The sequence below is a fragment of the Bacillus sp. P14.5 genome, assembly GCF_003316765.1.
GTDB lineage: Bacteria > Bacillota > Bacilli > Bacillales > Bacillaceae_B > Rossellomorea.
In genome coordinates this window covers 16,093-41,713 of record NZ_NIJF01000044.1, presented here as the reverse complement: position 1 = coordinate 41,713, position 25,621 = coordinate 16,093, and the positions used below count along the sequence as shown (strand labels likewise).

The 25,621-nt window shown below is 43.6% G+C and carries 21 protein-coding genes, 1 other RNA gene, 1 pseudogene and 1 other annotated feature; of the genes and pseudogenes, 3 read left to right on the top strand and 20 right to left on the bottom strand.

Annotated elements, in window-relative coordinates; genetic code table 11:
* Positions 1 to 28 precede the first annotated feature (28 nt).
* From B9Z54_RS05330 to cymR, 4 genes and pseudogenes are all read right to left on the bottom strand, one after another.
* Positions 29 to 688: a tetratricopeptide repeat protein gene (locus B9Z54_RS05330; protein WP_113927449.1), complete on the bottom strand. Its 660-nt coding sequence runs from the start codon at positions 686 to 688 to the stop codon at positions 29 to 31.
* 138 nt (positions 689 to 826) lie between these two features.
* Positions 827 to 1,942, bottom strand: coding sequence for a tRNA 2-thiouridine(34) synthase MnmA (gene mnmA, locus B9Z54_RS05325; protein ID WP_113927448.1), 1,116 nt, complete (start codon positions 1,940 to 1,942; stop codon positions 827 to 829).
* A gap of 457 nt (positions 1,943 to 2,399) precedes the next feature.
* Positions 2,400 to 3,541 (bottom strand): annotated as a pseudogene (locus tag B9Z54_RS05320) (cysteine desulfurase family protein).
* A 14-nt stretch (positions 3,542 to 3,555) separates the two neighbouring features.
* Positions 3,556 to 3,975, bottom strand: coding sequence for a cysteine metabolism transcriptional regulator CymR (gene cymR / locus B9Z54_RS05315; protein ID WP_113927447.1), 420 nt, complete (start codon positions 3,973 to 3,975; stop codon positions 3,556 to 3,558).
* A 507-nt stretch (positions 3,976 to 4,482) separates the two neighbouring features.
* Between cymR and B9Z54_RS05310 the strand changes: the two genes are divergently transcribed.
* The gene (locus tag B9Z54_RS05310; protein WP_162785107.1) at positions 4,483 to 5,745 is read left to right on the top strand and encodes a replication-associated recombination protein A; all 1,263 of its coding nucleotides are present in this window, start codon (positions 4,483 to 4,485) and stop codon (positions 5,743 to 5,745) included.
* Positions 5,746 to 6,172: 427 nt separating this feature from the next.
* Here B9Z54_RS05310 and B9Z54_RS05305 read toward each other — a convergent pair whose 3' ends face one another.
* The 5 genes from B9Z54_RS05305 to B9Z54_RS05285 are packed head-to-tail and all read right to left on the bottom strand — an operon-like array spanning position 6,173 to position 9,899.
* Positions 6,173 to 7,123, bottom strand: coding sequence for an ABC transporter permease (locus tag B9Z54_RS05305; RefSeq protein WP_113927445.1), 951 nt, complete (start codon positions 7,121 to 7,123; stop codon positions 6,173 to 6,175).
* Positions 7,116 to 8,042 (bottom strand): ABC transporter ATP-binding protein, encoded by a 927-nt coding sequence (locus tag B9Z54_RS05300; protein ID WP_113927444.1) that lies wholly within the window; start codon positions 8,040 to 8,042, stop codon positions 7,116 to 7,118. The genes B9Z54_RS05305 and B9Z54_RS05300 overlap by 8 nt, the downstream gene beginning before the upstream one ends.
* A complete protein-coding gene (locus B9Z54_RS05295; RefSeq protein ID WP_113927443.1) occupies positions 8,039 to 8,755 on the bottom strand; it encodes an ABC transporter ATP-binding protein in 717 nt (238 codons plus the stop codon). The genes B9Z54_RS05300 and B9Z54_RS05295 overlap by 4 nt, the downstream gene beginning before the upstream one ends.
* Positions 8,752 to 9,132, bottom strand: a complete 381-nt coding sequence (locus B9Z54_RS05290) for a GntR family transcriptional regulator (protein ID WP_113927442.1) — start codon at positions 9,130 to 9,132, stop codon at positions 8,752 to 8,754. Before B9Z54_RS05290 ends, B9Z54_RS05295 begins: the two co-directional genes overlap by 4 nt.
* A 2-nt stretch (positions 9,133 to 9,134) precedes the next feature.
* Positions 9,135 to 9,899 carry a hypothetical protein gene (locus B9Z54_RS05285; RefSeq protein ID WP_113927441.1) on the bottom strand — a complete coding sequence of 255 codons (765 nt, stop codon included), beginning with the start codon at positions 9,897 to 9,899 and terminating at the stop codon, positions 9,135 to 9,137.
* 175 nt (positions 9,900 to 10,074) lie between these two features.
* Between B9Z54_RS05285 and B9Z54_RS05280 the strand changes: the two genes are divergently transcribed.
* Positions 10,075 to 10,503 (top strand): SANT/Myb-like DNA-binding domain-containing protein, encoded by a 429-nt coding sequence (locus tag B9Z54_RS05280; RefSeq protein ID WP_113927440.1) that lies wholly within the window; start codon positions 10,075 to 10,077, stop codon positions 10,501 to 10,503.
* A 565-nt stretch (positions 10,504 to 11,068) separates the two neighbouring features.
* On the opposite strand, the gene B9Z54_RS05275 is transcribed toward B9Z54_RS05280, so the two are convergent.
* The 5 genes from B9Z54_RS05275 to B9Z54_RS05255 all read right to left on the bottom strand — a co-directional run bounded on the left by B9Z54_RS05275 (position 11,069) and on the right by B9Z54_RS05255 (position 16,122).
* Positions 11,069 to 11,830, bottom strand: coding sequence for a tRNA threonylcarbamoyladenosine dehydratase (locus B9Z54_RS05275; RefSeq protein WP_113927439.1), 762 nt, complete (start codon positions 11,828 to 11,830; stop codon positions 11,069 to 11,071).
* 422 nt (positions 11,831 to 12,252) lie between these two features.
* Positions 12,253 to 12,442, bottom strand: a non-coding RNA gene (ssrS, locus tag B9Z54_RS05270) — 6S RNA.
* A 63-nt stretch (positions 12,443 to 12,505) separates the two neighbouring features.
* The gene (aspS, locus tag B9Z54_RS05265) at positions 12,506 to 14,272 is read right to left on the bottom strand and encodes an aspartate--tRNA ligase (RefSeq protein ID WP_113927438.1); all 1,767 of its coding nucleotides are present in this window, start codon (positions 14,270 to 14,272) and stop codon (positions 12,506 to 12,508) included.
* A 3-nt stretch (positions 14,273 to 14,275) separates the two neighbouring features.
* On the bottom strand, positions 14,276 to 15,556 hold the full coding sequence (hisS, locus tag B9Z54_RS05260) for a histidine--tRNA ligase (RefSeq protein ID WP_113927437.1): 1,281 nt from the start codon (positions 15,554 to 15,556) through the stop codon (positions 14,276 to 14,278).
* A gap of 90 nt (positions 15,557 to 15,646) precedes the next feature.
* Positions 15,647 to 15,876: a binding site (T-box leader), on the bottom strand.
* 69 nt (positions 15,877 to 15,945) lie between these two features.
* Positions 15,946 to 16,122, bottom strand: a complete 177-nt coding sequence (locus tag B9Z54_RS05255; protein WP_113927436.1) for an RNA polymerase subunit sigma-70 — start codon at positions 16,120 to 16,122, stop codon at positions 15,946 to 15,948.
* A gap of 188 nt (positions 16,123 to 16,310) precedes the next feature.
* Here B9Z54_RS05255 and B9Z54_RS05250 point away from each other — a divergent pair, with 188 nt between their 5' ends.
* Positions 16,311 to 18,005, top strand: a complete 1,695-nt coding sequence (locus B9Z54_RS05250) for an N-acetylmuramoyl-L-alanine amidase family protein (RefSeq protein WP_162785101.1) — start codon at positions 16,311 to 16,313, stop codon at positions 18,003 to 18,005.
* 837 nt (positions 18,006 to 18,842) lie between these two features.
* Here B9Z54_RS05250 and dtd read toward each other — a convergent pair.
* The 6 genes from dtd to B9Z54_RS05225 form a co-directional block, all read right to left on the bottom strand.
* Entirely contained in the window at positions 18,843 to 19,283 is a 441-nt protein-coding gene (gene dtd, locus B9Z54_RS05245; RefSeq protein WP_113927434.1) for a D-aminoacyl-tRNA deacylase, read from the bottom strand.
* 15 nt (positions 19,284 to 19,298) lie between these two features.
* On the bottom strand, positions 19,299 to 21,491 hold the full coding sequence (locus tag B9Z54_RS05240; protein ID WP_113927433.1) for a RelA/SpoT family protein: 2,193 nt from the start codon (positions 21,489 to 21,491) through the stop codon (positions 19,299 to 19,301).
* Between the two features lie 577 nt (positions 21,492 to 22,068).
* Positions 22,069 to 22,581 (bottom strand): adenine phosphoribosyltransferase, encoded by a 513-nt coding sequence (locus B9Z54_RS05235; protein WP_113927432.1) that lies wholly within the window; start codon positions 22,579 to 22,581, stop codon positions 22,069 to 22,071.
* Positions 22,582 to 22,596: 15 nt separating this feature from the next.
* Positions 22,597 to 24,942, bottom strand: coding sequence for a single-stranded-DNA-specific exonuclease RecJ (gene recJ / locus B9Z54_RS05230; protein ID WP_113927431.1), 2,346 nt, complete (start codon positions 24,940 to 24,942; stop codon positions 22,597 to 22,599).
* 114 nt (positions 24,943 to 25,056) lie between these two features.
* Positions 25,057 to 25,191, bottom strand: coding sequence for a hypothetical protein (locus B9Z54_RS26105; protein WP_275887784.1), 135 nt, complete (start codon positions 25,189 to 25,191; stop codon positions 25,057 to 25,059).
* A gap of 72 nt (positions 25,192 to 25,263) precedes the next feature.
* A complete protein-coding gene (locus tag B9Z54_RS05225; protein ID WP_113927430.1) occupies positions 25,264 to 25,611 on the bottom strand; it encodes a LapA family protein in 348 nt (115 codons plus the stop codon).
* Positions 25,612 to 25,621: the final 10 nt, after the last annotated feature.

The window sequence follows — 25,621 nt, the reverse complement described above, 5'->3', positions numbered from 1 at the left end:
AGAAACCCCCTTGTTTCCAAGTTAATACTTAATTATTAAGCTGATCGATCATTTTTAAACCGTAGCCTGCAAGCATGTGATCCGGCTGGACTTCAAGAGCTTTCTCGAAGCAGCTTCTTGCTTTTTCAGCGTCATCCGAATAGCCGGCATGGGCTACTCCCAGATTATAATAAGCATCTGCATGCTCCGGGTCCTGCTCAACCACAGTTTCAAGCTGATCGATGGCTTCTTTATAGGCTTCCGTTTTGGCCAGGCATAGGCCGTATTGGAAACGGGCTTCTGTATCTTGGCCGTTAAGTTCGACACTTCTCATAAGGTAAGGAAGGGCAAGTCTCGGCTGTTCAAGATTTACAAGGCTGAGGCCAAGCATGAAAAAGACGTCTTCATTTTCAAGTCCTTTCTGAACCGCTGTCTCAAAAGCCTCTTTGGCTGCGTCAAAATTTTCACCATTGAAATAAAGGTTGCCAAGAGAGTAATAAGCGGATGCGGCATTCCCATCAAGAGATATTGCTCTCTTTAAAAATTTCTCAGCCTTCTCATTTTCTCCTACTGAAAGCAGGACATTGCCAAAGTTTATGTATGCAACGGGGTCTGTAGGATTTTCTTCAATTGCCTCTGTAAAAAACGTTACTGCCTCTTCGATTTTCCCTTCCTGAAGCAGCTCGATTCCTTTAAGATTTTTATCCATATGTAAACACCTCTGGTTTGGATTATTTTTTACTTGTGTATGTCCCTAGTATATCATAACCACTGACTTCATTAAGAATCGCACTGTGCTAAAAAACAAAAGGCTAACCAGATAAAAATTCTGATTAACCTTTGTATGTCAGCCTACGAATTCAAGTTTTTTTCCGTCCTTGAATATTTCATCAATTGTGCCGCCGCCCAGGCATTCGTCCCCATTGTAGAAAACGACTGCTTGTCCAGGGGTTACAGCTCTTACAGGTTCCTTGAAAATAACCTTGGTATTTCCGTCTTGCAGGATCTGTACTTTGACAGCATGGTCCTCCTGACGGTAACGGAACTTGGCTGTGCATTCGAACTCATCCATCTTTGCAGTATCGGATGTCCAGCTGATATCCACCGCTTGAATGCTGTCCGAATAGAGAGCTGGGTGATCAAAACCTTGCTCAACGAAGAGGATGTTACGGTCAAGATCCTTTCCGATGACAAACCAAGGGTCTCCAGCTCCGCCGATTCCAAGACCCTGCCTTTGACCGATCGTATAATACATCAGGCCGTCATGCTTCCCTTTTACTTCACCGTTCAAAGTTTCCATAATTCCAGGCTGTGCCGGCAGGTAGTTGCTTAGGAATTCTTTGAAATTACGTTCGCCGATAAAGCAGATGCCTGTACTGTCTTTTTTGGCTGCAGTGGCCAGCCCTGCTTTCTTGGCGATTTCCCTTACTTCTTTTTTATCAATCGAACCGATCGGGAACATTACTTTCTCCAATTGTTCCTGTCCCAATTGATTAAGGAAATAGGTTTGGTCTTTATTAGAGTCCTTGCCGCGAAGCATTTTGTATTCTCCATCGCGGTACTCAACCTGGGCGTAGTGCCCGGTAGCCAGGTAGTCGGCTCCCAGCTTCAATGCATGCTCAAGGAATGCTTTGAACTTGATTTCTTTATTACACATAACATCAGGATTCGGAGTGCGCCCTGCTTTATATTCATCCAGGAAGTAGGTAAATACCTTGTCCCAATATTGCTTTTCGAAGTTGACGGCATAGTAAGGAATGCCGATCTGGTTGCAGACCCTGATCACATCTTCATAATCTTCAGTCGCAGTACAGACGCCGTTTTCATCGGTGTCATCCCAGTTCTTCATGAAAATGCCGATCACATCATATCCCTGCTCTTTCAGTAAAAGAGCTGCAACGGAGGAATCCACGCCTCCTGACATGCCGACGACCACTCTTGTATCTTTAGGTTCCTTCTTCACAAAAGGCACCTCCTTTATCTATTATCTATTATTAAGCCGAAAAAGCCTTTAGCTGTTTCTAATGACTTCGAATTGAATTGCAAATGTTTCTCCAGGCATTGTTGGTAAAATTAGTTGATTTCCACTACAGGTGCACGACTCCGCGGGGCGGGCGGTGAGCCTCCTCGGCTTTGCCTGTGGGGTCTCACCTGTCCCGCTAATCCCGCAGGAGGTCGTACACCTTCCGCTCCAATCCGCTTGGATAAATAACTAGAAGATGTGAAATGGTTAGAAACAACATTTTATAAGAATAGAACCTACAAAACAAAGCAGATTTTACTCTAACGTGACCAAGATCAGCTTGGCCTTAATTTTAGTTAATTCTTAGTAAAGCCAACAAGTCTCAAAATAAGCCATTCAAAACAATAGAAAGATTTTAATACAAAGAAGACAGTTAGACAAGAGATTGAACTCTGCCTTATTTTCTCAGGCGGTTGACTATCTTGCTGACTTCCCTTCCAGCATGGATGATATCTTCCTCGGTGTTGTTAATCCCAAAACTGAAGCGGATGGAATTCCGCAAGCGCTCGGAATCCTTGCCGAACATGGCGAGCAGGACATGGGAAGGTTCAATCGAGCCTGCCGTACACGCGGAGCCGCTTGATACGGCAATTCCTGCCAAGTCCAGATTCACCAGCATCGATTCCACGTCGGTGCCTGGGAAGCTGAGGTTGAGCACATGGGGAAGCGCATGTTCCAGGCTTCCATTCAGGTGAAATTCAATTCCATCTTCTTTCAGGATATCAATAAGGATATGTTTAAACCCTATATATTCTTCTGCCTTTTTATCCATCTCTTCCTGAGAAAGCCTGATCGCTTCAGCCATTCCGACTAATGATGGCAGATTTTCTGTCCCTGCCCGTCTTTTTCTCTCTTGTTCCCCGCCAAAAGTCTTGGCTTCAAGAGGGACATCTTTTCTTACATAAAGAAATCCGACACCTTTAGGACCATTGATTTTGTGGGCGGAGATGGAAAGAAGGTCTATGTTTTCTTTCATCACATCTATTTTTTCATTCCAAAAGCCTGAACTGCGTCTGTGTGAAGTAAACTCCCGCGGCTTCTGACCAACTCCCCGATTTCAGAGATTGGCTGGACGGTCCCTACCTCATTGTTACCGTACATGATGCTGACCAGGATGGTGTCTTCTCTTAAAGCGGACTCCACATCCGCAACAGAAACACGCCCTTGTTCATCCACAGGCAGGTAAGTTACCTCGAACCCTTCCTTTTCCAGCTGTGCGCAGGTATGGAGAACGGCATGGTGCTCTATCGAAGAAGTGATGATATGCCTTCCTTTTTCTTTAAGAGCATGGGCAGTACCGGAAAGAGCCAGGTTGTCTGCCTCGGTTCCTCCGCTGGTGAAGATAATTTCATTGAAACCGGCACCGATGCTTTTTGCCGCTGCCATTCGTGCGCTGTCGAGTTTATGTCTGGCATCTCTTCCTGAAGCATGAATGCTGGATGGATTGCCGAACGTCCCTCTCATTGCTTCTGTCATTACTTCGATAACACGGGGATCCATTGGGGAGGTTGCCGCATTATCGAGATAAATCGTCTTCATTGTCATTCCTCCCATTAAATATAAAACATATAGGCGTCTGACTCGCCTTCGTCCGTATATCCTGCCAGATCTTCAATTGTTGTATTATCCAATACTTCTTTTACAGCGTCCCTAATCCGCATCCAGAGTTCACGCTTTGCCGGTTCTTCATCTTCTATTCCTTCGACAGGGGAAATCGGGCCTTCGAGGATCCTGATGATATCCCCTGCAGTTATTTCGGAAGGCTCATGCCCAAGCACATACCCTCCGTAAGCGCCCCTGATGCTTTTGACCAAACCTGCATTTCGTAATGGTGCCACAAGTTGTTCAAGGTAGTGTTCAGATAAGTTTTGAGCCTTAGCAATCGACTTCAGGGAAGTTGGTCCCTCTCCATGGCGCTTTGCCAGCTCTATCATAATTGTTAAACCATAGCGTCCCTTGGTAGAAATCTTCATAGTTTTCGCCCCTCAATCTATCTTTATACAATGCTTTTTTACGTAAAATACCAAGATTTATTGCAATTTTAAAAAGTAGTTGATTTCACTCCAGGTTCACGACTCCGCTTCAATCATCGTTAAAAAAGAGAAACAGAGTTGAAATAGTGAAAAACCAAAATCCTATTAGAAAAGAACTTAAAGAACAATCAGTCTTTCATTTATTAAGTTATATCATTTTCCCTTAGTAACTTTTGTCATTATAGCATAATCAACGGTTGCTGTTAAAAATCGTTTTCCTTTAAGTCTCTTTTCAAAGTTTGCTGTTAATATTAGTTCCGGAGTTAACATCTTAATTCAAAGGAAATATTCCGCTAAGCAAGGGGGAAAATCCGCTCTTAGGCTTTTTCGACGCAACAATCTATTCATATACAGAATCCATAAAAGAGCCTTCATTTCAAAAAAAGCCGGCAGTATGATAAATTAGTACAATAATGAGAACGCCAGTTTGGAGAGATGGATATGAGTATCAAACCGTTGGCCTACCGGATGAGGCCCCGTACAATCAGCGAAGTCATCGGCCAGCAGCATCTCGTTGGCGAAGGGAAGATCATTGACCGAATGGTGAAGGCCAGGCAGCTTTCTTCCATGATCCTCTATGGCCCTCCAGGAATCGGAAAGACTTCAATAGCCAGTGCCATAGCAGGCAGCACCAATTATGCCTTCCGAACACTAAATGCCGTGACTAATAATAAAAAGGATATAGCCGTGGTTGCTGAAGAAGCTAAAATGTCAGGAAAAGTCATTCTTTTATTAGATGAGGTCCATCGTCTGGATAAAGCGAAACAAGACTTCCTTCTGCCTTACCTGGAAAACGGGATGATCACCCTTATTGGAGCAACAACCAGCAACCCTTATCACGCCATTAATCCGGCAATCCGTTCACGCTGTCAGATCTTCGAATTGAAGCCCCTCTCTGTCGATGACATGAAAGCTGCGTTGAAAAATGCGATCCAGGATGAAGAGCGCGGGCTTGGCAAGCAGAATGTTTATGTCGGAGAGGAAGCTCTTGCTCATTTGGCACAAGCCAGCAACGGAGATGTAAGAAGCTCCTTAAACGCCCTTGAATTGGCTGTCCTTTCAACCCAGCCTTCTGAGGATGGACGAATTGAAGTAACAGTTCAGGTAGCGGAAGAATGCTTGCAGAAAAAGAGCTTTTCCCACGATAAAGACGGCGACGCGCACTATGATGTCCTAAGTGGTTTTCAGAAATCCATCAGGGGCAGTGATGTGAATGCGGCCCTCCACTATTTGGGCAGGCTGGTTGAAGCTGGAGACCTGCCGAGCATTTCAAGGAGACTTCTGGTCATCGCCTATGAGGATATCGGGCTCGCAAGTCCACAGGCAGGACAGCGCACGTTGGCGGCTGTAGAAACTGCTGAAAAAATTGGGTTTCCAGAAGCAAGGATTCCACTTGCCAACGCCGTCATCGAACTATGCCTGTCACCAAAATCGAATTCTGCCATCAGTGCTATTGATGCTGCTTTAAAAGATATCCGGAGCGGCCGTAATGGAGAGGTGCCCGCTCACTTAAAAGATGCCCATTATTCAGGTGCCAAAGAGCTTGGAAGAGGGATTGAATATAAATTTCCGCATGATTATCCGTCAGGCTGGGTGAAGCAGCAGTATCTTCCTGATGTATTGAAAAATGCACGCTATTACGAACCGAAGGACACAGGGAAATTCGAGTCGGCCATTTCTCAGGTGTACAAAAAGATCATGGGACAATAATGATTGGAGAGGGTGCACGCAGCCCTCTCTTTTTTTGCTTTGAAGGTTATCGGGTAAACCACCAAACGAAAAATAAAATAACTGCTGCGATAAACCAGATAAGTGCGACAATATGTTTCTTTTCCGTTTTTTCTTTTTAGAAAACCCAGCGGCTGCACCACTAATTAAAGCAATAGCTATTGCTGTCCAAGTCCAAAATGACATAGAAACTCTCCTTTCTAAAAAATCCACTAGTCTTAAATTCAACACCTGTTGTTTCATAGAGAAATACTTGTTAATTATCCACCTAAACATGAGTAGGATTTGAGGTAAAAACAAAACGCCCTGCGGCAAATCACAGGACGTTCTGATGTCATTTAAAGGTTACATACTCCGAAAATGATCGGTTAAGCATTCCCATTCATGCTTCTTAAAAAGGATGAATACCTTATGCCGCCACGTCACGCTTCTTAAATACGATAAAAGCGAGAAGGTGGAAAATGACAAAGTAAATGAGTAAGACTGTAATAGAAAACCCTAATGTCATGTCTTCCACCAGTTTAGGCATTGCCCCGGTATACATTCTTAAATCAGTGTTCGCAAAAAGGCTGTATTTTGCCCAATCGTATTTCATAGCAATGAAGCCTGTTGCAGTGCTTCCCATGAACAAAAGGAACAATGAGATACCGATGGCAAGAGAACTGTTTCTAAATACAGCGGAAATCATGAAGGCCATTGTCGCCATCATAGTAATACTTATCGTACTTAACAGATAGTTTTTAATAGAGTATAGCAGCATGCTCTGTTCTTCCACGTTTCCATCAACATAAACGAGATGAGGCTGGCTGTCTCCTGCCCCAAAGAATATTGCACCTAAAATAGTGGAGAGAACAAATAGAGTTGTTAACAATGTAATCCCGAAAAGCAGGACTGTTATATATTTGGAAAGAAGGATCTTAGTTCTGGAAATCGGCCTGATTAGTAAGAGCTTGATCGTTCCCCATGTGAACTCACCGGCAACAATCCCGGCAGCTACAATAATGGCAAATAAACCGACTATTTCAATGAAATTAGCATTGAAGTTGACGAAAGACCACATATTTTCACCGCTGGCAGGCTCCAGATCGTTATCGAGCCTGTATTCATTGATGGCAATTCTTTCTTCCGTCATCTGCTGATTAAACGAAGGCATATTCTCGCTGTCTTCAAGTATTTGCTTATCTCTTTCAACTTCTACTTGAGTTTGCTGCTTCCAGTCTCCTTCCGGTGTATCAGTTCCTCCCACAAACTTCATGACGGATCCGGCACCGATGACCAACAAAACCAAAAGCCCGATCATTACATATGTTCCAGGGCGGCTGAATATTTTTATCCATTCATTTTTGATCAAATTAAACATTTGCGGCTTCCCCCTTTTCGTTCGTGATTTCCAGGAAGCGGTCTTCAAGGGTCTTGCTGACCGCCATTACGGAATAAATGTCAATATTATGCTGTACCAGTGTGCTGATCAATTCAGGTACTTGTTCTTTTGCTAATGCGATTTGGATTTTTCCTTCGTTGAGTCCATGCTGAACGTCCGGATAGGCCTCAGTTATTACAGTCGCAGCTTTCTCTGCTTCACCTAGTTCAAGCTGATAAACCTGCTCGCTGCCTTGTACAAAATCCTTCACCTGCTGAACATCGACCAGCTTTCCTTTTTGAATGATCCCGATGCGGTCACACATCATTTCCATTTCAGAGAGCAAGTGGCTTGATACAATGACCGCCATGCCAGTCTCCCTTGCAAGTCTGCGGATATAATCACGGATTTCACGGATACCTGCCGGATCAAGTCCATTCGTTGGCTCATCCAGGATCAGCAATTTAGGATTATGAAGCAGACATTGGGCGATCCCAAGTCTCTGCCTCATTCCTAAAGAATACGTCTTCACTTTATCGTGAATTCGGTCTGAGAGCCCCACAAGCTCCACCACTTCTTTTATTCTTTCGTCAGTAATTCCTTTGTGCATCCGGGCAAAATGTTTCAGGTTCTTATATCCAGACAGAAACTTATACAACTCAGGGTTTTCCACAATGGCGCCAATATCCCTTATGGCATCTTCGTAATTACTTTTTACACTGACACCATTTACAACGACGTCACCCTCTGTAATTCCCATAAGGCCCACTATCATTCTGATTGTTGTCGTTTTACCTGCTCCATTTGGACCAAGAAATCCAAATACTTCGCCTTCCAAGACACTAAATGATAGTGAATCAATGATTGTCTTGCCTCTGATCACCTTGGAAACGTTCTTTAGTTCCAATACTGTTTTCAATTTTCTTCCCCCTTAAATTCACTAATTGTATTTGATTTCAGCCACTCCATTACCGATATTCCTCTTTCTTCTCTTAACTCCTCGACAATGCAGTGACCTTTTACAATTCCATCCTGCAGTATATAAGCTTCATCCAGAAGAGCCTCAATTTCATTGATTTCATGAGTCGCTATGATGACTGTCTGGGTTTCAAAGTCGATAAAGGATAATAGACTTCTGACAATCGAATCCCTGACCATGGGATCCAAACCAGAGAAAGGCTCATCAAGCAGCAAAAGATCCGTCTTCCTGGAGAGAACGAGGACGAGCTTCAACCTCCCTCTCTTTCCTTTTGAGAGCTGCTTGATTTTCATCCTGGGCTGAAGCTCCATGTAATCCAGAAGTTCGAGCGCCTTTTCTTTCTCAAAATCATGAAATTGGGTTTCATAGAAATCAATCATATTTTCAACCGAGAAAGTATCATAAAACATATCTAGTTCAGTTAAGTAACCAGCCTTTAAAGCTGCCCTTCTGGTCACTTCCTCACCGTCTATCGTCACATGGCCAGAAGAAGGATATACAAGTCCTGCCAAGAGCTTTAGTGTGCTGGACTTCCCGCTGCCGTTTGGTCCAAGCAAACCGTAAATCCTGCCGGTTTCAAACGACAAATTGACATTTTTCAATGCATAGGTATTTCCATACTTCTTGCTTACATCATTCAATTCCGCACTCATAAGTCCTTCCCTCCTTCTCCCTGTATATAAGAGGAAAGATCTTCGAGTATTTTTTTCTCCGATATTCCCAGCTGCCGCATACTGTCAATAAAACTGTCCATAATCTCCCGCTGAACTTTATTCTTCAATTCCTGAAACAGTTCTTCTTGTTCCGTCACAAAGGTCCCCTGCCCCCGCTTTGTTTCCACGACTTCCATCCTCTCCAACTCACTGTAAGTTCTTTGAATTGTGTTCGGGTTGACTCCCGACTTGACAGCCATTTCCCGAACAGACGGCAGTTTCTCACCGGGAGTAAGTTCCCTTCTGACAATACTTACGATGATTTTATCTGCAATCTGCATATAAATCGGTTTGGCTGCTTTGTATTCTTCTGTCATGGCTAAACCTCTACCTTTCGTTCCAGTATCCAGCTGGCTGCAAAGAAGAGCACCGCCGCCAGGATCGCATACAGTAGAAAAGGAATCAAAGGAAGATGTATAAATTCGCTTCCAGATGTAAAGTTTTCCGGCCCCACTTCAATGAAAAAGTGCCCCTTGACTTTTACAGTCCATAGATTGGTAAACTCCCTGAACCAATCCAGAGTCAAAACGAATGATGCAATGACCTGATACAAAACAAAAATCAGTATAAGGATGAACCAGCGGAACTTCTTCAGCAGAGGCGCTTTTCCCAGGCCGTAATACACAGTCCAGTAAAAGAAAACCCAGCAAGAGAAATAAATGGCACTTGAGGTGACTGCGATATTAAAAAAGATGCTCTCTTTCCAAGGCAAAAACAAGATTTCAGCGCTCTGCCAAGATAAGCTGATGACTCCAAGAAGATCGACCATCAGAAGAGATAAAACTGAATAGCTCAAGGCAACGGTCAACTTGGAGAGCAGCAATTTCCATCCTGGTTGTACTGTGTAAAGCCATAGCTGCGTTTTCCCTTCAATCATCAGCATACTCAAAAGAATCAAAGGCATAAAGATAAGATGTGACAGTCCTTCCATGAAGACAATTATTATTGAAAGTTCCAAGATGTCGTAATAAGCTGCAAAACTGACTCCGACTATATAGAAAAATATAAGCAGGGCAAGCCAGCCGAAGAACCAGAACCTCGATATCGAGTAATCTTTGCGAAGCAATCCTATAAATGCTTTCATTTCCGCCTCCTGTAATAGTGTTCTAGTTAGATAGTACACCGATACACTATTGCAAGTCAACAACAGTTTTAATATTTTTTCCTTTATCAGCTGAAGTCCATTCCTTCGAATTGGATAGCCCCATAGATATTTCACATACTAAAAGAACAGCCGCTTATGTATTGGAGGTGTTCCTATGGATAAGGGTGTTGAAAAAAAGAGAAAATGGACAGAGGAAGAAGAAAGCATTCTAAGCGATATAGTCCTTACCTTCTCTAATGATGGAAAAACACAAAGAGAAGCGTTTGAAAAGGCTGCTCATACTATTGGACGAACGCCGGGAGCTTGCAGTTTCAGGTGGAATAATAAATTAAAAAAAGCTTCCGGTACCGCTGGAGAAGAAATGACCTCGTTAAATCTTCCCACCTTAGCAGACTGTATTTCTTTTTTGGAAACATTCACGAAGGATGAAGAATTGGCTGTAGAAAATGTAATGTTGAAGGAAAAGCAGGAGGAACTTAAGAAGAAGCTGGACAAAGCAGAGGCTGCGTTCGTTGCATTGAAAAAAAAGTATAAAGAATTGCTGTTACAGATTGATAATCTGGATACTTCACTTCAGTCTTAAAATGGTGTTTATGCTCTAATACCATGTTAGTTTGTTTTTTCCGCTGGAGCAGGATGTTTATGCTTTAATCACCATGCTTGTTTGCTTTTTTTCCGCTGTAGCAGGGTGTTTACTTTCTAATCACCTGGCTAGTTTGTTTTAATTCCGCTGAAGCATGGTGTTTATGGTCTAATCACCTTGCTTGTTTGCTTTTTTTCCTCTTGAAGCAGGGTGTTTACTCTCTAATCACCTTGCTTGTTTGCTTTTTTTCCGCTGAAGCAGGGTGTTTACTCTCTAATCACCTTGCTTGTTTGCTTTTTTTCCGTCTGAAGCAGGGTGTTTTCGCTCTAATCACCATGCTAGTTTGCTTTTTTTTCGTCTGGAGCAGAGTATTTTTGCTCTAATCACCATGCTAGTTTGCTTTTTTCAGACTGGAGCATGGTGTTTACGCTCTAAATACCAAGCTAGTTACTCTCTTCTTTCAGCTTACCAGGTTTTTTTCGCTCTATTAAGGCTTTCATTTCAAAATTAATATGAGAGTTTACAAAAAGATACAAAAAAAGCTGCCAATGGCAGCTTTTTTGCATCAATCATTCACTCTTTTGATTTCTATGGACGAAAGAAGTTCACTCATTACATGGCTGGCGGCAATCAATCCAGCCACGGAAGGAACAAATGCATTTGAGGATGGCGGGATTTTCGCCTTCCTGATTTTCGCATCATCTTTACCAACTTCCTGTCTGATTTCTTCTCTGATGACAATCGGACTCTCGTCAGAAAAAATAACTTTTACGCCTTTGCGGATCCCTTCTTTTCTTAATCGTGTACGGATCACTTTGGCTATCGGATCTGTATGTGTTTTAGAAATATCTTCTATCATGAAACGTGTTGGATCCGTCTTATTGGCAGCTCCCATAGACGAAATCAGCGGAATGTCCCTCTGAAGACACTCTTTTATAAGATGAATTTTATAAGAGATGGTGTCAGATGCATCTACAACGAAATCCAAGCCATAGCTGAAGAATTCCTCATAGGTTTCTTCCGTGTAGAACATTTTCAAAGAAATCACTTCACACTCAGGATTGATATCCTTTATGCGTTCTTTCATAAGGTCCGCCTTGGGCTTTCCAACTGTGGACAGCAAAGCATGAAGCTGCCTGTTGATATTCGTTATATCCACATCATCTTTATCGACCAGCACAAGCCGTCCTACTCCGGAACGAGCAAGAGCTTCAGCCGCAAAAGAGCCGACACCGCCGATGCCCAGAACAGCCACAGTGCTGTTCTTCAAAATATCCAAACCTTCCTTGCCAATTGCTAATTCATTTCGCGAAAACTGGTGTAACAATTAGATCATCTCCGTTATAAGAAGTTTCAATGTATGATTACTGACTAAGAATAAACGATGGTCCGCTTTAATGCAACCTATCCTATAGGAATAATGTTTCTAATGCATTTTTTCAAATGGCTCTGTTAAAGACTATTGTTGTTTTTTAAAGGGTAAGTTGACTTCCGTTCCAGCCGCACGACTCCGCAGGGCAGGCGTGCGGGCTCCTTGCTTCGGTCAGATGACATATCTAACTTAAAAATACACTCGCTCCCGACCGAAGACAGCCAGACTTCCGAGCATAAGTTATAATTCAAATTTCCATAATCCAGAACAAGAAAATTCCATTATTCCTATTGCACTACATCTTCATTTTACCCTCAGGAAACACAAAAAAACCCCTTGCCGAAGCAAGAGGCAGTAATATTCAATATAGTAGTTAACAAAGTCCCGATCGTGCCGTCGCTGAGGATCTATCGTTTTGAACCCGCACTCAGCAGGTGGGTGCCTTGTTCCAAAGTTTTGTTAGTCCTCCAGCCAGAGGCATTAACGCCGCTTGAAAACGTCAGGCTCCCGTAGATAGAAATGTTCGGTCAAAACTAATAGGTAAAACAACGAACACATCAGGACTTTGTTAAGGTGTTGTAAAGATAATATCACAATTATCAATTAATATCAATTTAAAACGGTTAGGTCTTATTCACCATTTTTTAGTCTTAATCCGAGTTCGTCTAACTGGGCTGTGTCCACTTCACTTGGTGCCGCTGTCAGAAGGTCACTCGCACTGGCTGTCTTAGGGAACGCGATGGTATCCCTTAGGTTGCTTCTGCCGGCGAGCAGCATTACCAGCCTGTCTAATCCCAGTGCTATACCACCATGAGGAGGTGTTCCGTATTCGAAAGCTTCCAGTAAGAATCCGAATTGTTCTTGGGCTTCTTCTCTAGAGAAACCAAGGACCTGGAACATTTTCTCTTGTACATCTCGCTCATAAATACGAAGTGATCCTCCACCGAGCTCGTAGCCGTTGAGGACAAGGTCGTATGCTTGTGCACGGACTTTGGCCGGTTCTGTTTCGAGCATGTCCACTTCGCTTCTTACAGGCATGGTGAATGGATGATGGGCAGCGTAGTAGCGGCCATCTTCTTCATCATACTCAAGAAGCGGCCAGTCCGTCACCCATAGGAAGTTGAACTTGCTTTCGTCGATCAGGCCAAGTTCTTTTCCCAGTTTCAGTCTCAACGCACCAAGCGCATCTGCCACGACTGACTTTTTGTCAGCGACAAACAGCAGGAGGTCTCCTTGTTGAGCAGATGCATACTCTCTTAAAGAAGATTGTTCTCCTGGAGAGAAGAATTTTGAAATTGGTCCCTTCAATTCAGCTTCTTCAACCTTCATCCATGCAAGACCTTTAGCGCCGTAACGGCTGGTGAATTCAGTCAAACCATCAATATCTTTACGAGAGTACTTATCTGCTCCTCCTTTGACATTGATCAATTTAACTTCCCCGCCGTTGGCAACAGTGCTTGCGAATACTTTGAATCCGGAATCTTTCACAGACTCTGACACATCGACCAATTCCATGGCGAAACGGGTATCCGGTTTATCCGACCCATACCGGCTCATGGCATCCTGATAAGTCATTCGGGGGAATGCCTCAGTGATGTTCATTCCTTTGACGTCCTTCATCAGCTTTTGCATCATCTTTTCAACCAGGGCGATGATTTCCTCTTGATCCATGAAACTCATTTCGATATCTATTTGAGTGAATTCCGGCTGGCGGTCAGCACGTAAATCTTCATCGCGGAAGCACCGGGCAATTTGATAGTAGCGGTCGAAGCCTGATACCATCAGCAGCTGTTTAAAAATTTGCGGCGACTGAGGCAAAGCATAAAATTCACCAGGGTGCACTCTGCTTGGCACCAGGTAATCACGTGCGCCTTCCGGAGTGCTCTTAGTCAGGATCGGCGTTTCGACATCCAGGAAATCATTTTCACTTAAGAAGTCACGGAATGACTTGGTTACATTGCTTCTCATCTGGAACGTGTCCAGCATCGCTTTTCTTCTTAAATCCAGGTAGCGGTACTTTAAACGAAGTTCCTCGGAAACCTCTTTTCCATCTTCAATAACAAATGGAGGTGTCTTCGCTTCATTGATGATTTCCACTTCTTCAGCGTGGATTTCAATTTTGCCTGTCTTAAGATTGTCATTGATTGTTCCTTTTTCCCTAGCTGAAACCAGGCCGGTTACAGAGAGGACGAATTCGTTCCTGATTTTTTCAGCTGTGGCCAAAGCCTCACTTGATGTTTCAGGATTAAAGACAATCTGCACGATTCCTTTTCGGTCACGCAGGTCGATGAAAATCAAGCCTCCAAGATCTCTCCGTTTTTGCACCCATCCCTTTAGTGTCACTTTTTCACCGATGAATTTCTCAGTCACTTCTCCGCAATATACTGTTCTTCTCATATGCTACTCCTCCTTAACCGCGATGTTTTTTACCTCTTCAACAAATACATCCAGATCTACCAGCTTCTGTTCACCTGTGCTCATATCTTTCAGGTTGATTTTGTTTTCTTTCAACTCATCCTCGCCAAGCACGGCTACAAGCTTAGCATTCATTCTGTCCGCAGATTTGAACTGTGCCTTTACTTTGCGGTCAAGATAATCCTTCTCTCCCGATAGTCCGGCCTGGCGAAGCTTATGCAGCAGTTTCACTGAATAATCCTTCGCTTCTTCGCCCATTGTAACTATGTAGCAGTCCATTTCAGGTTGAACCGGCAATTCCACACCTTCTGCCTCCAAAGCGGATAACAGACGTTCGATACTGAAAGCAAATCCGATACCCGGTGTAGCCGGGCCGCCAATCATTTCGACAAGGCCATTGTAACGCCCGCCTCCGCATAGAGTGGTGATGGCACCAAACCCTTCAGCTTTGCTCATGATTTCAAAGGCAGTGTGATTATAATAATCCAGCCCCCTCACGAGTGTAGGGTCGACTTCAAAAGAAATCTCCATTGCTTCCAAGTATTTTTGCACCTTCTCAAAGTATTGTTTCGATTCTTCATTCAAAAAATCTAAAATAGAAGGAGCTGTTTTCATTAATTCGTGATCCCGGTCTTTCTTGCAATCTAAAATTCTCAATGGATTCTTCTCGAGCCTGTTCTGGCAGTCGCTGCAGAACTCGCCAATCCGGGGCTGAAAGTGAGCGATCAGGGCTTCACGATGCGCTGTCCGGCTTTCATTATCTCCCAGTGTATTAATCACAAGCTTCAGGTCTTTCAAGCCAAGTTTAGTGTAAATCTCCATTGCAACCGAAATTACTTCTGCATCAATAGAAGGATCTTCACTTCCTAAGGCTTCGATGCCAAATTGTACAAACTGGCGGTAGCGTCCCGCCTGCGGTCTTTCATAACGGAACATTGGTCCAGTGTAGAACAGTTTGACAGGCTGGCCGGCATAGCCAAACATTTTATTCTGAACGTAGGAACGCACAACCGAAGCTGTCCCCTCAGGCCTTAGAGCGAGGCTCCTTCCACCCTGGTCTTCAAATACATACATCTCTTTTTGAACGATGTCTGTCGTATCGCCCACGCCCCGTAAGAATAATTCGCTCGATTCAAAGATTGGTGTGCGGATTTCTTCATATTGATAGTTTGAGCAGATATCGGCTGCTGTTTTTTCAACATACTGCCATTTGACTGAATCTGCAGGCAGTATATCCTGCGTACCGCGAGGAATTTGAATAGACATAACTTGGATCCCCTTCCCTGATTATCAAAGTCGTTTTTGCCATAGTTTGGAAAAAACAATAAAAAAAGCTCTCCATCCCTTGTAAAATATACAAGGGACGAGAGCTTTGGATTCCCGTGGTGCCACCCTAATTGAAGCAATGAATTGCTTCCACTTAGCCAGTTAACGCCTGGTACGTTCCCGCCTTGGATATGAATCGTTCAACAGGAATCCTCCGGAGTGTTCATTCACTGAACCAGTATGCAGAAATGCTTTCAGCCGAGGCATTTCCTCTCTTTACACCTGTTATTTCAGCTACTATGCTCCATCAACAGAAATATTTGTATAGTTATTTTATTTCTATAATAATACGGATGGCTTGCTTAGATGTCAAGGGATTCTGATAAAATTTACGATCGTTCCATTTTCTTTTTCAATTGACGGACCCCTGCCAAGGTCAAACCAAATTCTGAAGCCAATTCATAGCTGTCTGCATTCTTCTCTTTTTCCAAAAAACTATGGAAGTTAACGCCAAACAGCTGATTCTCCCCATTAAAACTGCTTATGCCTTTTTCACTCGCTCTCATCCGGACCCACCCTTTCCTCTTATCTTGTTACATATCATTTCCAAACCAGAGAAATTTCTTTCATCTAAAAGGATTTTTCTTATTTACGGAGAATTATTTCATAGACTATACTGGATAAATATCCCGCAAATTAGGTGGTGTTTTTAATCAAAAAAATTCTTTATTCATTCATTGTTTCATTTTTGCTGATGAGCTCATTGCCTGTATTTAACGCCGGTAAGGCTGTGGCTGAGGGAGAGGGCATCATCATCAACACTGAATCTCTGAATGTCAGGAACGGACCCGGTCTGAGTTTTTCAGTCGCGAAACAAGTCCATAAGGGAGATAAGTTCCCAATCGTATCTCGGGAGAGGGACTGGTATGAAATCCAGTTGACTGCCTCCCAAACCGGGTGGGTCGCAAACTGGCTGGTTACCCTTAGTAAGAGCTCGGATGACCGGAAAGGAATCGTTTCTGAAGACGGCTTGAGAATCAGACAAGGCGCAGGAACAAACCATCCTGTCGTTGCAACTCTGCAAAAAGGCCAGGAAATCACTATAACAGGGGACAATGGTAACTGGTTTGAAATCTCCGCAGGACAGAATTCAGGCTGGGTTCACAAAGATTACATAACAGGGGATGATCCCCCACTAGAAGACAGGGAAGGCACAAGTACAATCCAAAATGAAAATTGGACAGGCGTTTCGACGGATAATTCTTTAAACGTCCGAAACTCTCCAGGATTAAATGGCAGTGTTCTCGGAAAACTGAATAAAGGAGATAAAGTTCCGGTCACCGGAAGTGTATCAGGCTGGTTCCGTATCGGATTCGGGAACACGGAAGGATGGGTGAGCAGCCAGTACATAGAGAAACCATCGTCAGCCAGCAAACCGCCCGCCAATCAGGCAGCCTTCGGAAAAGTCACGATCCATACCCTGAATATCAGGGAAAAAGCAGATTTGAATGGAGAAGTAATCGGCTCAGTCAAGCATGGTGAGGTATTTGAGATCCTTGAAGAGGAGAGCAACTGGTATAAACTTTCCCTCAAGGGAGGAAAAACCGGTTGGGCTGCAGGATGGTATATTGAGAAAACAGTTGGGGAAAAACCCGAAAAACAACAGAGCAGGATTGAAACAGGAGAGGTACAAATCCTTTATAACGGAACGAACTTAAGAAGCTCAGCCTCTACTAATTCAGCCATCGTTGCCAGGGTTTCCTCAGGAGAAACTTTTCCTATCAAGAAAAAGTCTGGAGAGTGGTATGAGGTCTCTCTAAGCAACGGGCAATCCGGATTTGTCGCCGGCTGGATAGTCTCCGTTTCCGGTTCTCGCAGCCAAGAAGCAGCAAACAAACCAAAAAGCGGTGGACTTAAAGGTAAGACCATCTTGATTGATCCAGGTCATGGAGGCCGTGACAGCGGGACCATCGGCTATAGAGGCACATTTGAAAAAGAGCTTACATTGTCCACCTCTCAAATACTCTATGATCTACTGAAGAATGCAGGTGCCAATGTAATCCTGACGAGAAACGACGATTCGTACTCCTCGCTGAATACCAGGGTTGCCCTGGCACATTACCACGATAGCGATGCTTTCATCAGCATCCACTATGACAGCATCAGTGATTCATCCGTAAAAGGGTATACGGCCTATTATTATCATCAATATCAAAAAGAATTATCTCAGACAGTACTGGACAGCCTTGCCAAAAGTCTTTCTTCAAGAAACAGAGGGCTCAAGCAAGGGGACTATTATGTCATAAGGGAAAATAAACAGCCTGCTGTCCTTCTGGAACTGGGATACCTCAGCAATCCTTCTGAAGAAGCACTGTCGAGCACACACAGCTTTCAGGACATGGCCGCAAGAAGTATATATTATGGACTGGATGATTATTTTTCGGAGTGAAATGAATTACGAAAGCACCAAGGTAATATACTCAGCCGGGAAATTTAAAAGTTTAAATGGCTTTAATTTTTTTAAACAGTAAATCAAAAGGCTGGGACAAAACCTTATAAAAAGCTCTTTTCAAAAGAATGTGTCTGAGTATAAAGAAAGGATTTCCGCTCCAGGTGCACGACTCCGCGGGGCGGGCGCTGAGCCTCCTCGGCTATGCCTGCGGGGTCTCACCTGTCCCGCTAGTCCCGCAGGAGGTCGCACACCTTCCGCTCCAATCCGCCTACGATCAGGAACTGGCGGATAACCTAATCTAAAAAATAACATCTTTAAGGTAAGAGCCTAATAACAAAAATGAACCGCATGAGATCAAGTATATAACCTTGATCTCATGCGGTTTTATTTTCGATGATTTCTACTTGCATCAATTAGTTTTCTACTTTTGTCCCAGCCTCTTCTCTGCGGGTGGAGGCCTCTTTTGCCGGACTTGACCTATAAGGCTTTCTCTAGCAATTCGTTCTCACTTTGAATAAGGGAAGAAATTCCGCTTATTCTCTAAAAAGAAGCGAAAATCGTTCATTTTATTGTGCTTAAGCGGAAAATTTCCGCTTATTTGCCCGCAATTCGATTCTATCCCACAGATTAACCGGAAAAATTCCGCTTAATCTTAGATAGAATTATTCACGTCCTTCAGAAGGCATACCTCTGCAGGGATCAAAATAAATACCAGGTTAATGCACTTATCCTATCTCATAAAGCAATATCAGCTCTCTGGAACCCCATAGCCGGGTGTTACCTAGGGTCATAAAAAAGGGATGAAGATTTTCTAATCTTCATCCCTTTTGTAATTTAAGGACTCTCAATAATCAAGGTTACAGGGCCGTCGTTAGTCAGCTTGACATCCATCATGCTGCCAAAGACACCTGTTTCGACCTTGACCCCTTTGCTTGTTAATTGTTCATTGAAGTAGTCATAAATCTTCTCTGCCTGCTGTGGTTTAGCAGCCCCCATAAAGTTAGGGCGCCTTCCCTTTCTGCAATCACCATATAGAGTGAATTGAGATACAGATAGGATTTCTCCTCCCACATCCAGCAACGAACGATTCATCTTTCCTTCATCGTCTTCAAACACGCGAAGGTTTACAATTTTATCCGCAAGCCAGCCTGCATCCTTTTCGGTGTCCTCATGGGTGACACCGACCAGCAGCACAAAACCTGATTTAATTTCACCGCTCAATTCACCCTCTGCAGTCACAGAAGCTTCACGGCTTCGTTGAAGTACTACTTTCATTTCAATTATAACTCCTTAATTCATGATCCTTCTGACAGCGTAGATATCTGATATCTGCTTGATTCTTTCTACCACCCTGTGCAAGTGGGAGATATTTTGAATAGAGATTGACATATTAATCGTTGCCATTTTATTTCGGTCCGATTTCCCGCTTACTGCTGAGATGTTTGTCTTCGTTTCATTGACTGCCTGAAGCACTTCATTCAGCAAGCCTCTGCGGTCGAACCCGGAAATTTCAATATCCACGTTATATTCCTTACGGTTCGGGAAGTCACTTTCCCACTCAACAGGTATCAATCGCTGCTCCGCATTATCAGCAGAAACATTTGTACAGTCTGATCGATGCACCGAGACACCGCGGCCCTTGGTAATGAATCCAATGATTTCGTCTCCGGGAACCGGATTACAGCATCGGGAAAGCCTGATCAGCAGATTGTCGATTCCCTTCACCTGAACGCCCGCATCCCGCTTTCGCTTTGCAGGCTGTGTTGCTTTCAGCTCCGTTATGGTATCCTGCAGTGATTCTTCCTGGTCGCGTTTCTTTCTAAGCTTTTCTGTCAGCCTGTTGGCGATTTGTGCAGCCGTTATACCGCTGTACCCAACGGCTGCATACATGTCCTCTTCATTAGAGAAGTTGAATTTCTCCGAAACGCGGGAAACATTTTCAGGTGTCAGGACTTCTTTAAGTTCAAACTCAAGGTTTTTGATTTCTTTCTCAACAAGTTCCCTGCCCTTTTCGATGTTCTCTTCACGCTGCTGCTTTTTGAAGAATGTTTTGATCTTATTCTTGGCTTGTGACGTTTGCGCAAGCTTGAGCCAGTCTTTACTAGGACCATAGGAATGTTTAGATGTTAGAATTTCGATAATATCCCCGGTGTGAAGCTTATAATCAAGCGTGACCATTTTTCCGTTCACTTTTGCCCCGATTGTTTTGTTTCCGATTTCAGAGTGAATACGGTAAGCAAAGTCAATCGGCACGGAACCAGCCGGCAGTTCAATCACATCGCCTTTAGGTGTGAAAATAAAGACCATGTCGGAAAACAGGTCGATCTTCAGAGATTCCATGAATTCTTCTGCATTGGCAGACTCGTTCTGAAACTCAAGAATTTCCCTGAACCATGTGAGTTTCTTTTCCAAGGTCGCTTTCTCATCGACATTCTGTCCTTCTTTATAAGCCCAGTGAGCAGCAACCCCGTATTCAGCGATCTGATGCATCTCGGAAGTCCTGATCTGCACTTCAAGAGGATCGCCTTTAGGGCCTATGACGGTTGTATGGAGGGATTGATACATATTTGGTTTAGGCATGGCAATATAATCTTTGAAACGGCCAGGCATAGGCTTCCAGCAGGTATGGATGATGCCCAGGACAGCGTAACAATCCTTGATACTGTTTACGACGATCCGTACCGCGAGCAAATCATAAATCTCATTGAACTGCTTATTCTGGAGAGCCATCTTTCTGTAGATGCTGTAAATATGCTTCGGCCTTCCAGAAATATCCGCCTCGATGTTCACTTCAGTCATGCTCGTTTTCACTTCATCAATGACCTCATCTAAATACTGTTCCCGCTCCGCTCTCTTCTTTTTCATAAGATTGACAATTCGGTAGTACTGCTGAGGATTCAAGTAACGTAGAGCCGTATCTTCCAATTCCCACTTGATTTTAGAAATACCGAGCCTGTGGGCTAATGGAGCAAAGATTTCCAAGGTTTCATTAGAAATCCTTCTTTGTTTTTCACTGGGAAGATGCTTCAGCGTCCTCATATTGTGAAGGCGGTCAGCAAGCTTGATCAAAATGACCCGGATATCCTGTGCCATGGCCACAAACATTTTTCTGTGATTTTCGGCCTGCTGCTCTTCCTGAGATTTATATTTGATTTTACCCAGCTTTGTCACACCGTCGACAAGCATGGCAACTTCTTTTCCAAAGCTGTTTTCCATTTCTTCAAGCGTAATGCCGGTATCTTCGACAACATCATGCAAAAAACCCGCAGCGACTGTAGAAGGGTCCATCTCAAGGTCTGCAAGGATACCTGCCACCTGGATCGGATGGATGATATAGGGCTCGCCGGACTTACGGAATTGCTCTTTATGCGCTTCCTTGGCAAACTCATATGCCTTTCTTACCAGCTTGACATCTTCTTCTGTCAAATATTCACTTGTCCGTTTTACGACCTCTTCAGGGGTCAGTATCTGATCTTTTGCCATCAGCAAAATCACCTTTGCAATATATTAAATTCAATTTTTCATGCGTTTTCCATTCATTACTAATGGCCTGACATGAAAAATGAACTCAGGTTCACAATAAAAAAGCGTATTGTATACTATTATCAAAAAAAATTGAAGATATGTAAAGCCTTCACCCCTAAAAAAGGCTGTTTTTGTCGAAAAATATTTACCATTTCTTAATAAAGCGCTTTCTTTCGTAAAAAGTGGAAGCGCCTATATCAGCCCCGACAGGCAAATGTTCTCATGAGATAATTTTGATATGAACAATACTTTTCCTGCAATAAAGGTAAACAAGCCCCGCTTTCTAACAATCCATTTTTTTGAAGAATTATATGTAATTGATTAGCGCTTTAGTCAATGGCCCTCTTTAAGAAATATTTACAAAATGATTTGTAATAGCAAGGAAAAGGAGAATCAAGTAGTAGACGGCGGTAATCAAACTTGTTGAGCACGACCAAAAAAGTAATCCATATTTTCGCAGTGTCACTCATTCTCTTGGTATAACAAAAGGACTGAGCATGCCCAGTCCTTTTGCTTTAATATAAAATTGTGAAACTTAGTATTGCATAAGTGTCATTATGTCATAGCCGTCCAGCTTATCGCGGCCGTCAAGGTATGTCAGTTCGATAAGGAATGCAGTACCTGCGACAATACCGCCTAATTCTTCAACAAGCTTGATTGTGGCTTCGATTGTTCCGCCGGTAGCCAGAAGGTCATCTGTGATGAGGACGCGCTGACCTGGTTTGATGGCATCCTTATGGATTGTCAGGGCGTCTTTGCCATACTCAAGGCCGTACTCGACTTTGACCGTTTCACGAGGCAGCTTGCCCGGCTTTCGGACAGGCGCGAAACCTACTCCAAGTGCATAGGCAACAGGGCATCCGATGATGAAGCCTCTAGCCTCGGGACCTACAACCAGGTCGATTTCTATTTCTTTTGCATATTCCACGATTTTATCAGTAGCATATCTATACGCATCGCCGTTATCCATCAACGTAGTGATATCTTTAAATCTAATGCCTTCTTTCGGCCAGTCTTCGACGATTGTTACGTATTGTTTTAAGTCCATGCTTAAAAGTCCTCCTCATATGTTGCAGACCATTCCAGTCTTCTTATCAAACCAGTCCTTAAGTTCCTGATAAGATGAATACAACAATTCATTCTCTAGATTATATTGTTCCTGTTTTTGCCGGTAAGTAACCGATTCTTCTAAGTCTCTCTTAACTTTGGAAGAATTCACGGAAAGTAATCCATTGTTTATTGTAACAAAATCCAGTTCAAAAAACACCTTTGACATGAATTCGACAGTTTCTTTTGACCAGCCTTTATGTTGAGCAAGCTGGCCGCCATGCTTCTTGAGATCGAAAGACCCTCTTTTTAAAAGAAAGCCATAGTACCATTTGAAGTGCTCTCGCTTTGGTACTGTACTGAAAAAATGATCTTCCACATGGTCAAAGTGAGCATAGATTCTTTCCGGTTCCGCCCTGCTAACCACTGTTTCCAGCCATTCTGCAGCAGGAGGCAGATCCAGCAGCACAATACTTGAGGAAGGCTGCAGCAGCTCTGCCGCTTCTTCATTTGATGATAGTAATACCAAGTCATCGCTGTAAGCTTCAAGCGGCAGACGGTCGATTGTAGCCTGATTAAAGGCAATGATCTTCCGGTCGTGGGCAGGAACCTTTTCAAACCACCTCTTAAATGGTTTGATTCCCCTCATATCGAAGAGCTGCCAGTGGGCAACAGTAAGATCTTTGAGAAACAACTGCGGCTTCCTGATATTATTCCATTCATTAACAGAAAGCTCTCCAATCACCGATAGTTCTGCAAGCGGTGAAATGTGATCGGCAAATTCCCCCATGCCAAATCCGATACTGTCCAAGGTATAGACGTCTTTCTGCAGGGAAAGTTTTAAATGGTCCTGATTGCCGCCTATCTTTCTCATTCCATTGATGGTAACCCCTTCAATAAGCAGTTTCGGCTTGGGATTTCCCATCCCGAAAGGAGCAAGCATCTGCAGGGACTCAATCGTTTCGATATCCACTTCCTCGAGACGGATAGAAGCGTCAAGCTCTGTCAGGGGAATGAAGTCTTCCTCTGTCAGCTGTTCATTCGCATACCCATTCAAGCGATTCCGCAATTCAGCTACATTCTCCAAGTCCAGTGTCATTCCGGCAGCCATAGGGTGGCCTCCGAAATGAGGAAGAAGCTCGCGGCATTGTGATAGATTTTTAAATAAGTCAAATCCGGCAATACTGCGGGCAGACCCTTTAGCCTGTCCTTTTTCACTATCGAAGCTTAAAACAATGACAGGCCTGTAAAATTTTTCAACAAGTCTGGAAGCAACAATTCCGACAACCCCGGAGTTCCAGCCTTCTTTTCCAATGACCAGCACGGAGTTACTGGAAAGAGGAAACTCGGTTTCAACCATTTCAACAGCCTCTTGTGTCATTTCATTGACTATATTCTGTCTTTCTTTGTTGATGCCGTCGATTTCCTGCGCTATGGCCATGGATTCTTCCATATCCTGAGACAGCATTAAATCCACAGCCGGGTCCGCATCCCCCAGTCTCCCGATCGCATTGATTCTCGGGGCAATGGCAAACCCGACCGTTTCTTCGGTAATCTCGTTCATTTGGGTGTTGGCCGCTTTACAAAGGGCGGCAATTCCAGAACGCTTGCTGGTCCGCAGTTTCGCAAGGCCTTTTTTGGCAATGGCCCTGTTTTCCCCTTTTAAAGGAACAAGATCAGCAATGGTACCAATTGCCGCGAGATCAAGCAAGTGTTCAGGGAATTCTCCATAAAGAGCATGAGCAAACTTAAACGCCACGCCGACACCGGCAAGATCAGCAAAAGGATATGTACTTCCTTCCCTTTTTGGGTGAAGGATCGCTAATGCTTCAGGAAGCTCCGGTCCGGGTTCATGGTGGTCAGTGATGATCAAATCCATTCCCAGTTCTTTGGCCAGCACAGCCTCTTTCACGGCCGCTATTCCGGTATCCACTGTGATGATCAAAGAAAATCCTTCCTCCGCTGCCCATCGGAAAGCATTTTCGTTTGGACCGTACCCCTCAGTGAAGCGGTTCGGAATATAAAAGTGGGCTTCCGCACCTAAGTCAAGCAGCGTCTGCATCATCGTGGAAGTCGAACTGACACCGTCTGCATCATAATCCCCAAAAATTAAAATCGGTTCTCCATATTCGATGGCTTTTTTCACCCGTTCTACCGCTTTGTCCATATCCATTAATAAATAAGGATCATGGAAAGGCTGCTCATCGCCATGTAAGAAGGCCTTCGCTTCATCTATATCATGTATCCCCCTGTTTGCCAGCAGCTTACTGACAATCGGAGGTATATTCAACTTTTGTTGCAGTTCAGTACTGTCTGTTTCATTGTGTTCTTTAACTACCCAACGTGATTTCGATTTCAACATACGTTCACCCCTCAGCCTTTCCTATTATACAAAATGGGGGTATGCCTTTCAATCAGAGAAACATGGAAAGTGATGTATTACGCTTTTTATTTTCCTTTCGCAAAAATAACATCTTCAAAAAAGAAATGGATTTCTGCTTCCGCTGCGGGGTGCATCATTTTCGTTTCGCCTTGAGTTGATGTCCTTTGGTTCGGCTGCGCAGTACATGATTTCTTTTTTTCTTCTTTTGATGTCCCTCGTTTTATCCATAGAAGAAGAGGACGAAATCATAAGCGATTTCGTCCTCTTAGTACTGCGGCTTTTAATTTAACTGCATTTGGGTTACATCCTTGTTTCTTTTTCTTCCTGAATGCTTCTGCTATCCTGCACTCCGTCTTGCGTTTTGTCATTTACTGCAAGGGTTTCTTGATCTCCTGCCACACCCTTCAGTCTGTCGTTCTCTTTTTGCAGTGCTTTAAGCTTTCGTTGTATCACGTATATACGAAACAAACCAACGGAGCCTATAATCAGACCGCCCATAAGAACTGAACCGATGATGACCAAAATCAGTGGCCATTGAGCTTCTCCAAAAAGATAGTTTACTCTTACTGGATCCACGTTAATAACTGCGAAGATAGCGACAATCAGAGCAAAGATAAGTCCTAAAATCAAATTCCATTGAATCTTCACTGCGCTCTCC

What these genes read in the sequence shown, in the direction of transcription:
- B9Z54_RS05330 (WP_113927449.1), bottom strand. Translation starts at nt 688, where the DNA reads ATGGATAAAAATCTTAAAGGAATCGAGCTGCTTCAGGAAGGGAAAATC.
- cymR (WP_113927447.1), bottom strand. Translation starts at nt 3,975, where the DNA reads ATGAAGATTTCTACCAAGGGACGCTATGGTTTAACAATTATGATAGAG.
- B9Z54_RS05305 (WP_113927445.1), bottom strand. Translation starts at nt 7,123, where the DNA reads ATGTTTAATTTGATCAAAAATGAATGGATAAAAATATTCAGCCGCCCT.
- B9Z54_RS05295 (WP_113927443.1), bottom strand. Translation starts at nt 8,755, where the DNA reads ATGAGTGCGGAATTGAATGATGTAAGCAAGAAGTATGGAAATACCTAT.
- B9Z54_RS05290 (WP_113927442.1), bottom strand. Translation starts at nt 9,132, where the DNA reads ATGACAGAAGAATACAAAGCAGCCAAACCGATTTATATGCAGATTGCA.
- B9Z54_RS05285 (WP_113927441.1), bottom strand. Translation starts at nt 9,899, where the DNA reads ATGAAAGCATTTATAGGATTGCTTCGCAAAGATTACTCGATATCGAGG.
- B9Z54_RS05280 (WP_113927440.1), top strand. Translation starts at nt 10,075, where the DNA reads ATGGATAAGGGTGTTGAAAAAAAGAGAAAATGGACAGAGGAAGAAGAA.
- aspS (WP_113927438.1), bottom strand. Translation starts at nt 14,272, where the DNA reads ATGAGAAGAACAGTATATTGCGGAGAAGTGACTGAGAAATTCATCGGT.
- hisS (WP_113927437.1), bottom strand. Translation starts at nt 15,556, where the DNA reads ATGTCTATTCAAATTCCTCGCGGTACGCAGGATATACTGCCTGCAGAT.
- B9Z54_RS05255 (WP_113927436.1), bottom strand. Translation starts at nt 16,122, where the DNA reads ATGAGAGCGAGTGAAAAAGGCATAAGCAGTTTTAATGGGGAGAATCAG.
- B9Z54_RS05250 (WP_162785101.1), top strand. Translation starts at nt 16,311, where the DNA reads ATGAGCTCATTGCCTGTATTTAACGCCGGTAAGGCTGTGGCTGAGGGA.
- dtd (WP_113927434.1), bottom strand. Translation starts at nt 19,283, where the DNA reads ATGAAAGTAGTACTTCAACGAAGCCGTGAAGCTTCTGTGACTGCAGAG.
- B9Z54_RS05240 (WP_113927433.1), bottom strand. Translation starts at nt 21,491, where the DNA reads ATGGCAAAAGATCAGATACTGACCCCTGAAGAGGTCGTAAAACGGACA.
- B9Z54_RS05235 (WP_113927432.1), bottom strand. Translation starts at nt 22,581, where the DNA reads ATGGACTTAAAACAATACGTAACAATCGTCGAAGACTGGCCGAAAGAA.
- recJ (WP_113927431.1), bottom strand. Translation starts at nt 24,942, where the DNA reads ATGTTGAAATCGAAATCACGTTGGGTAGTTAAAGAACACAATGAAACA.
- B9Z54_RS26105 (WP_275887784.1), bottom strand. Translation starts at nt 25,191, where the DNA reads ATGGATAAAACGAGGGACATCAAAAGAAGAAAAAAAGAAATCATGTAC.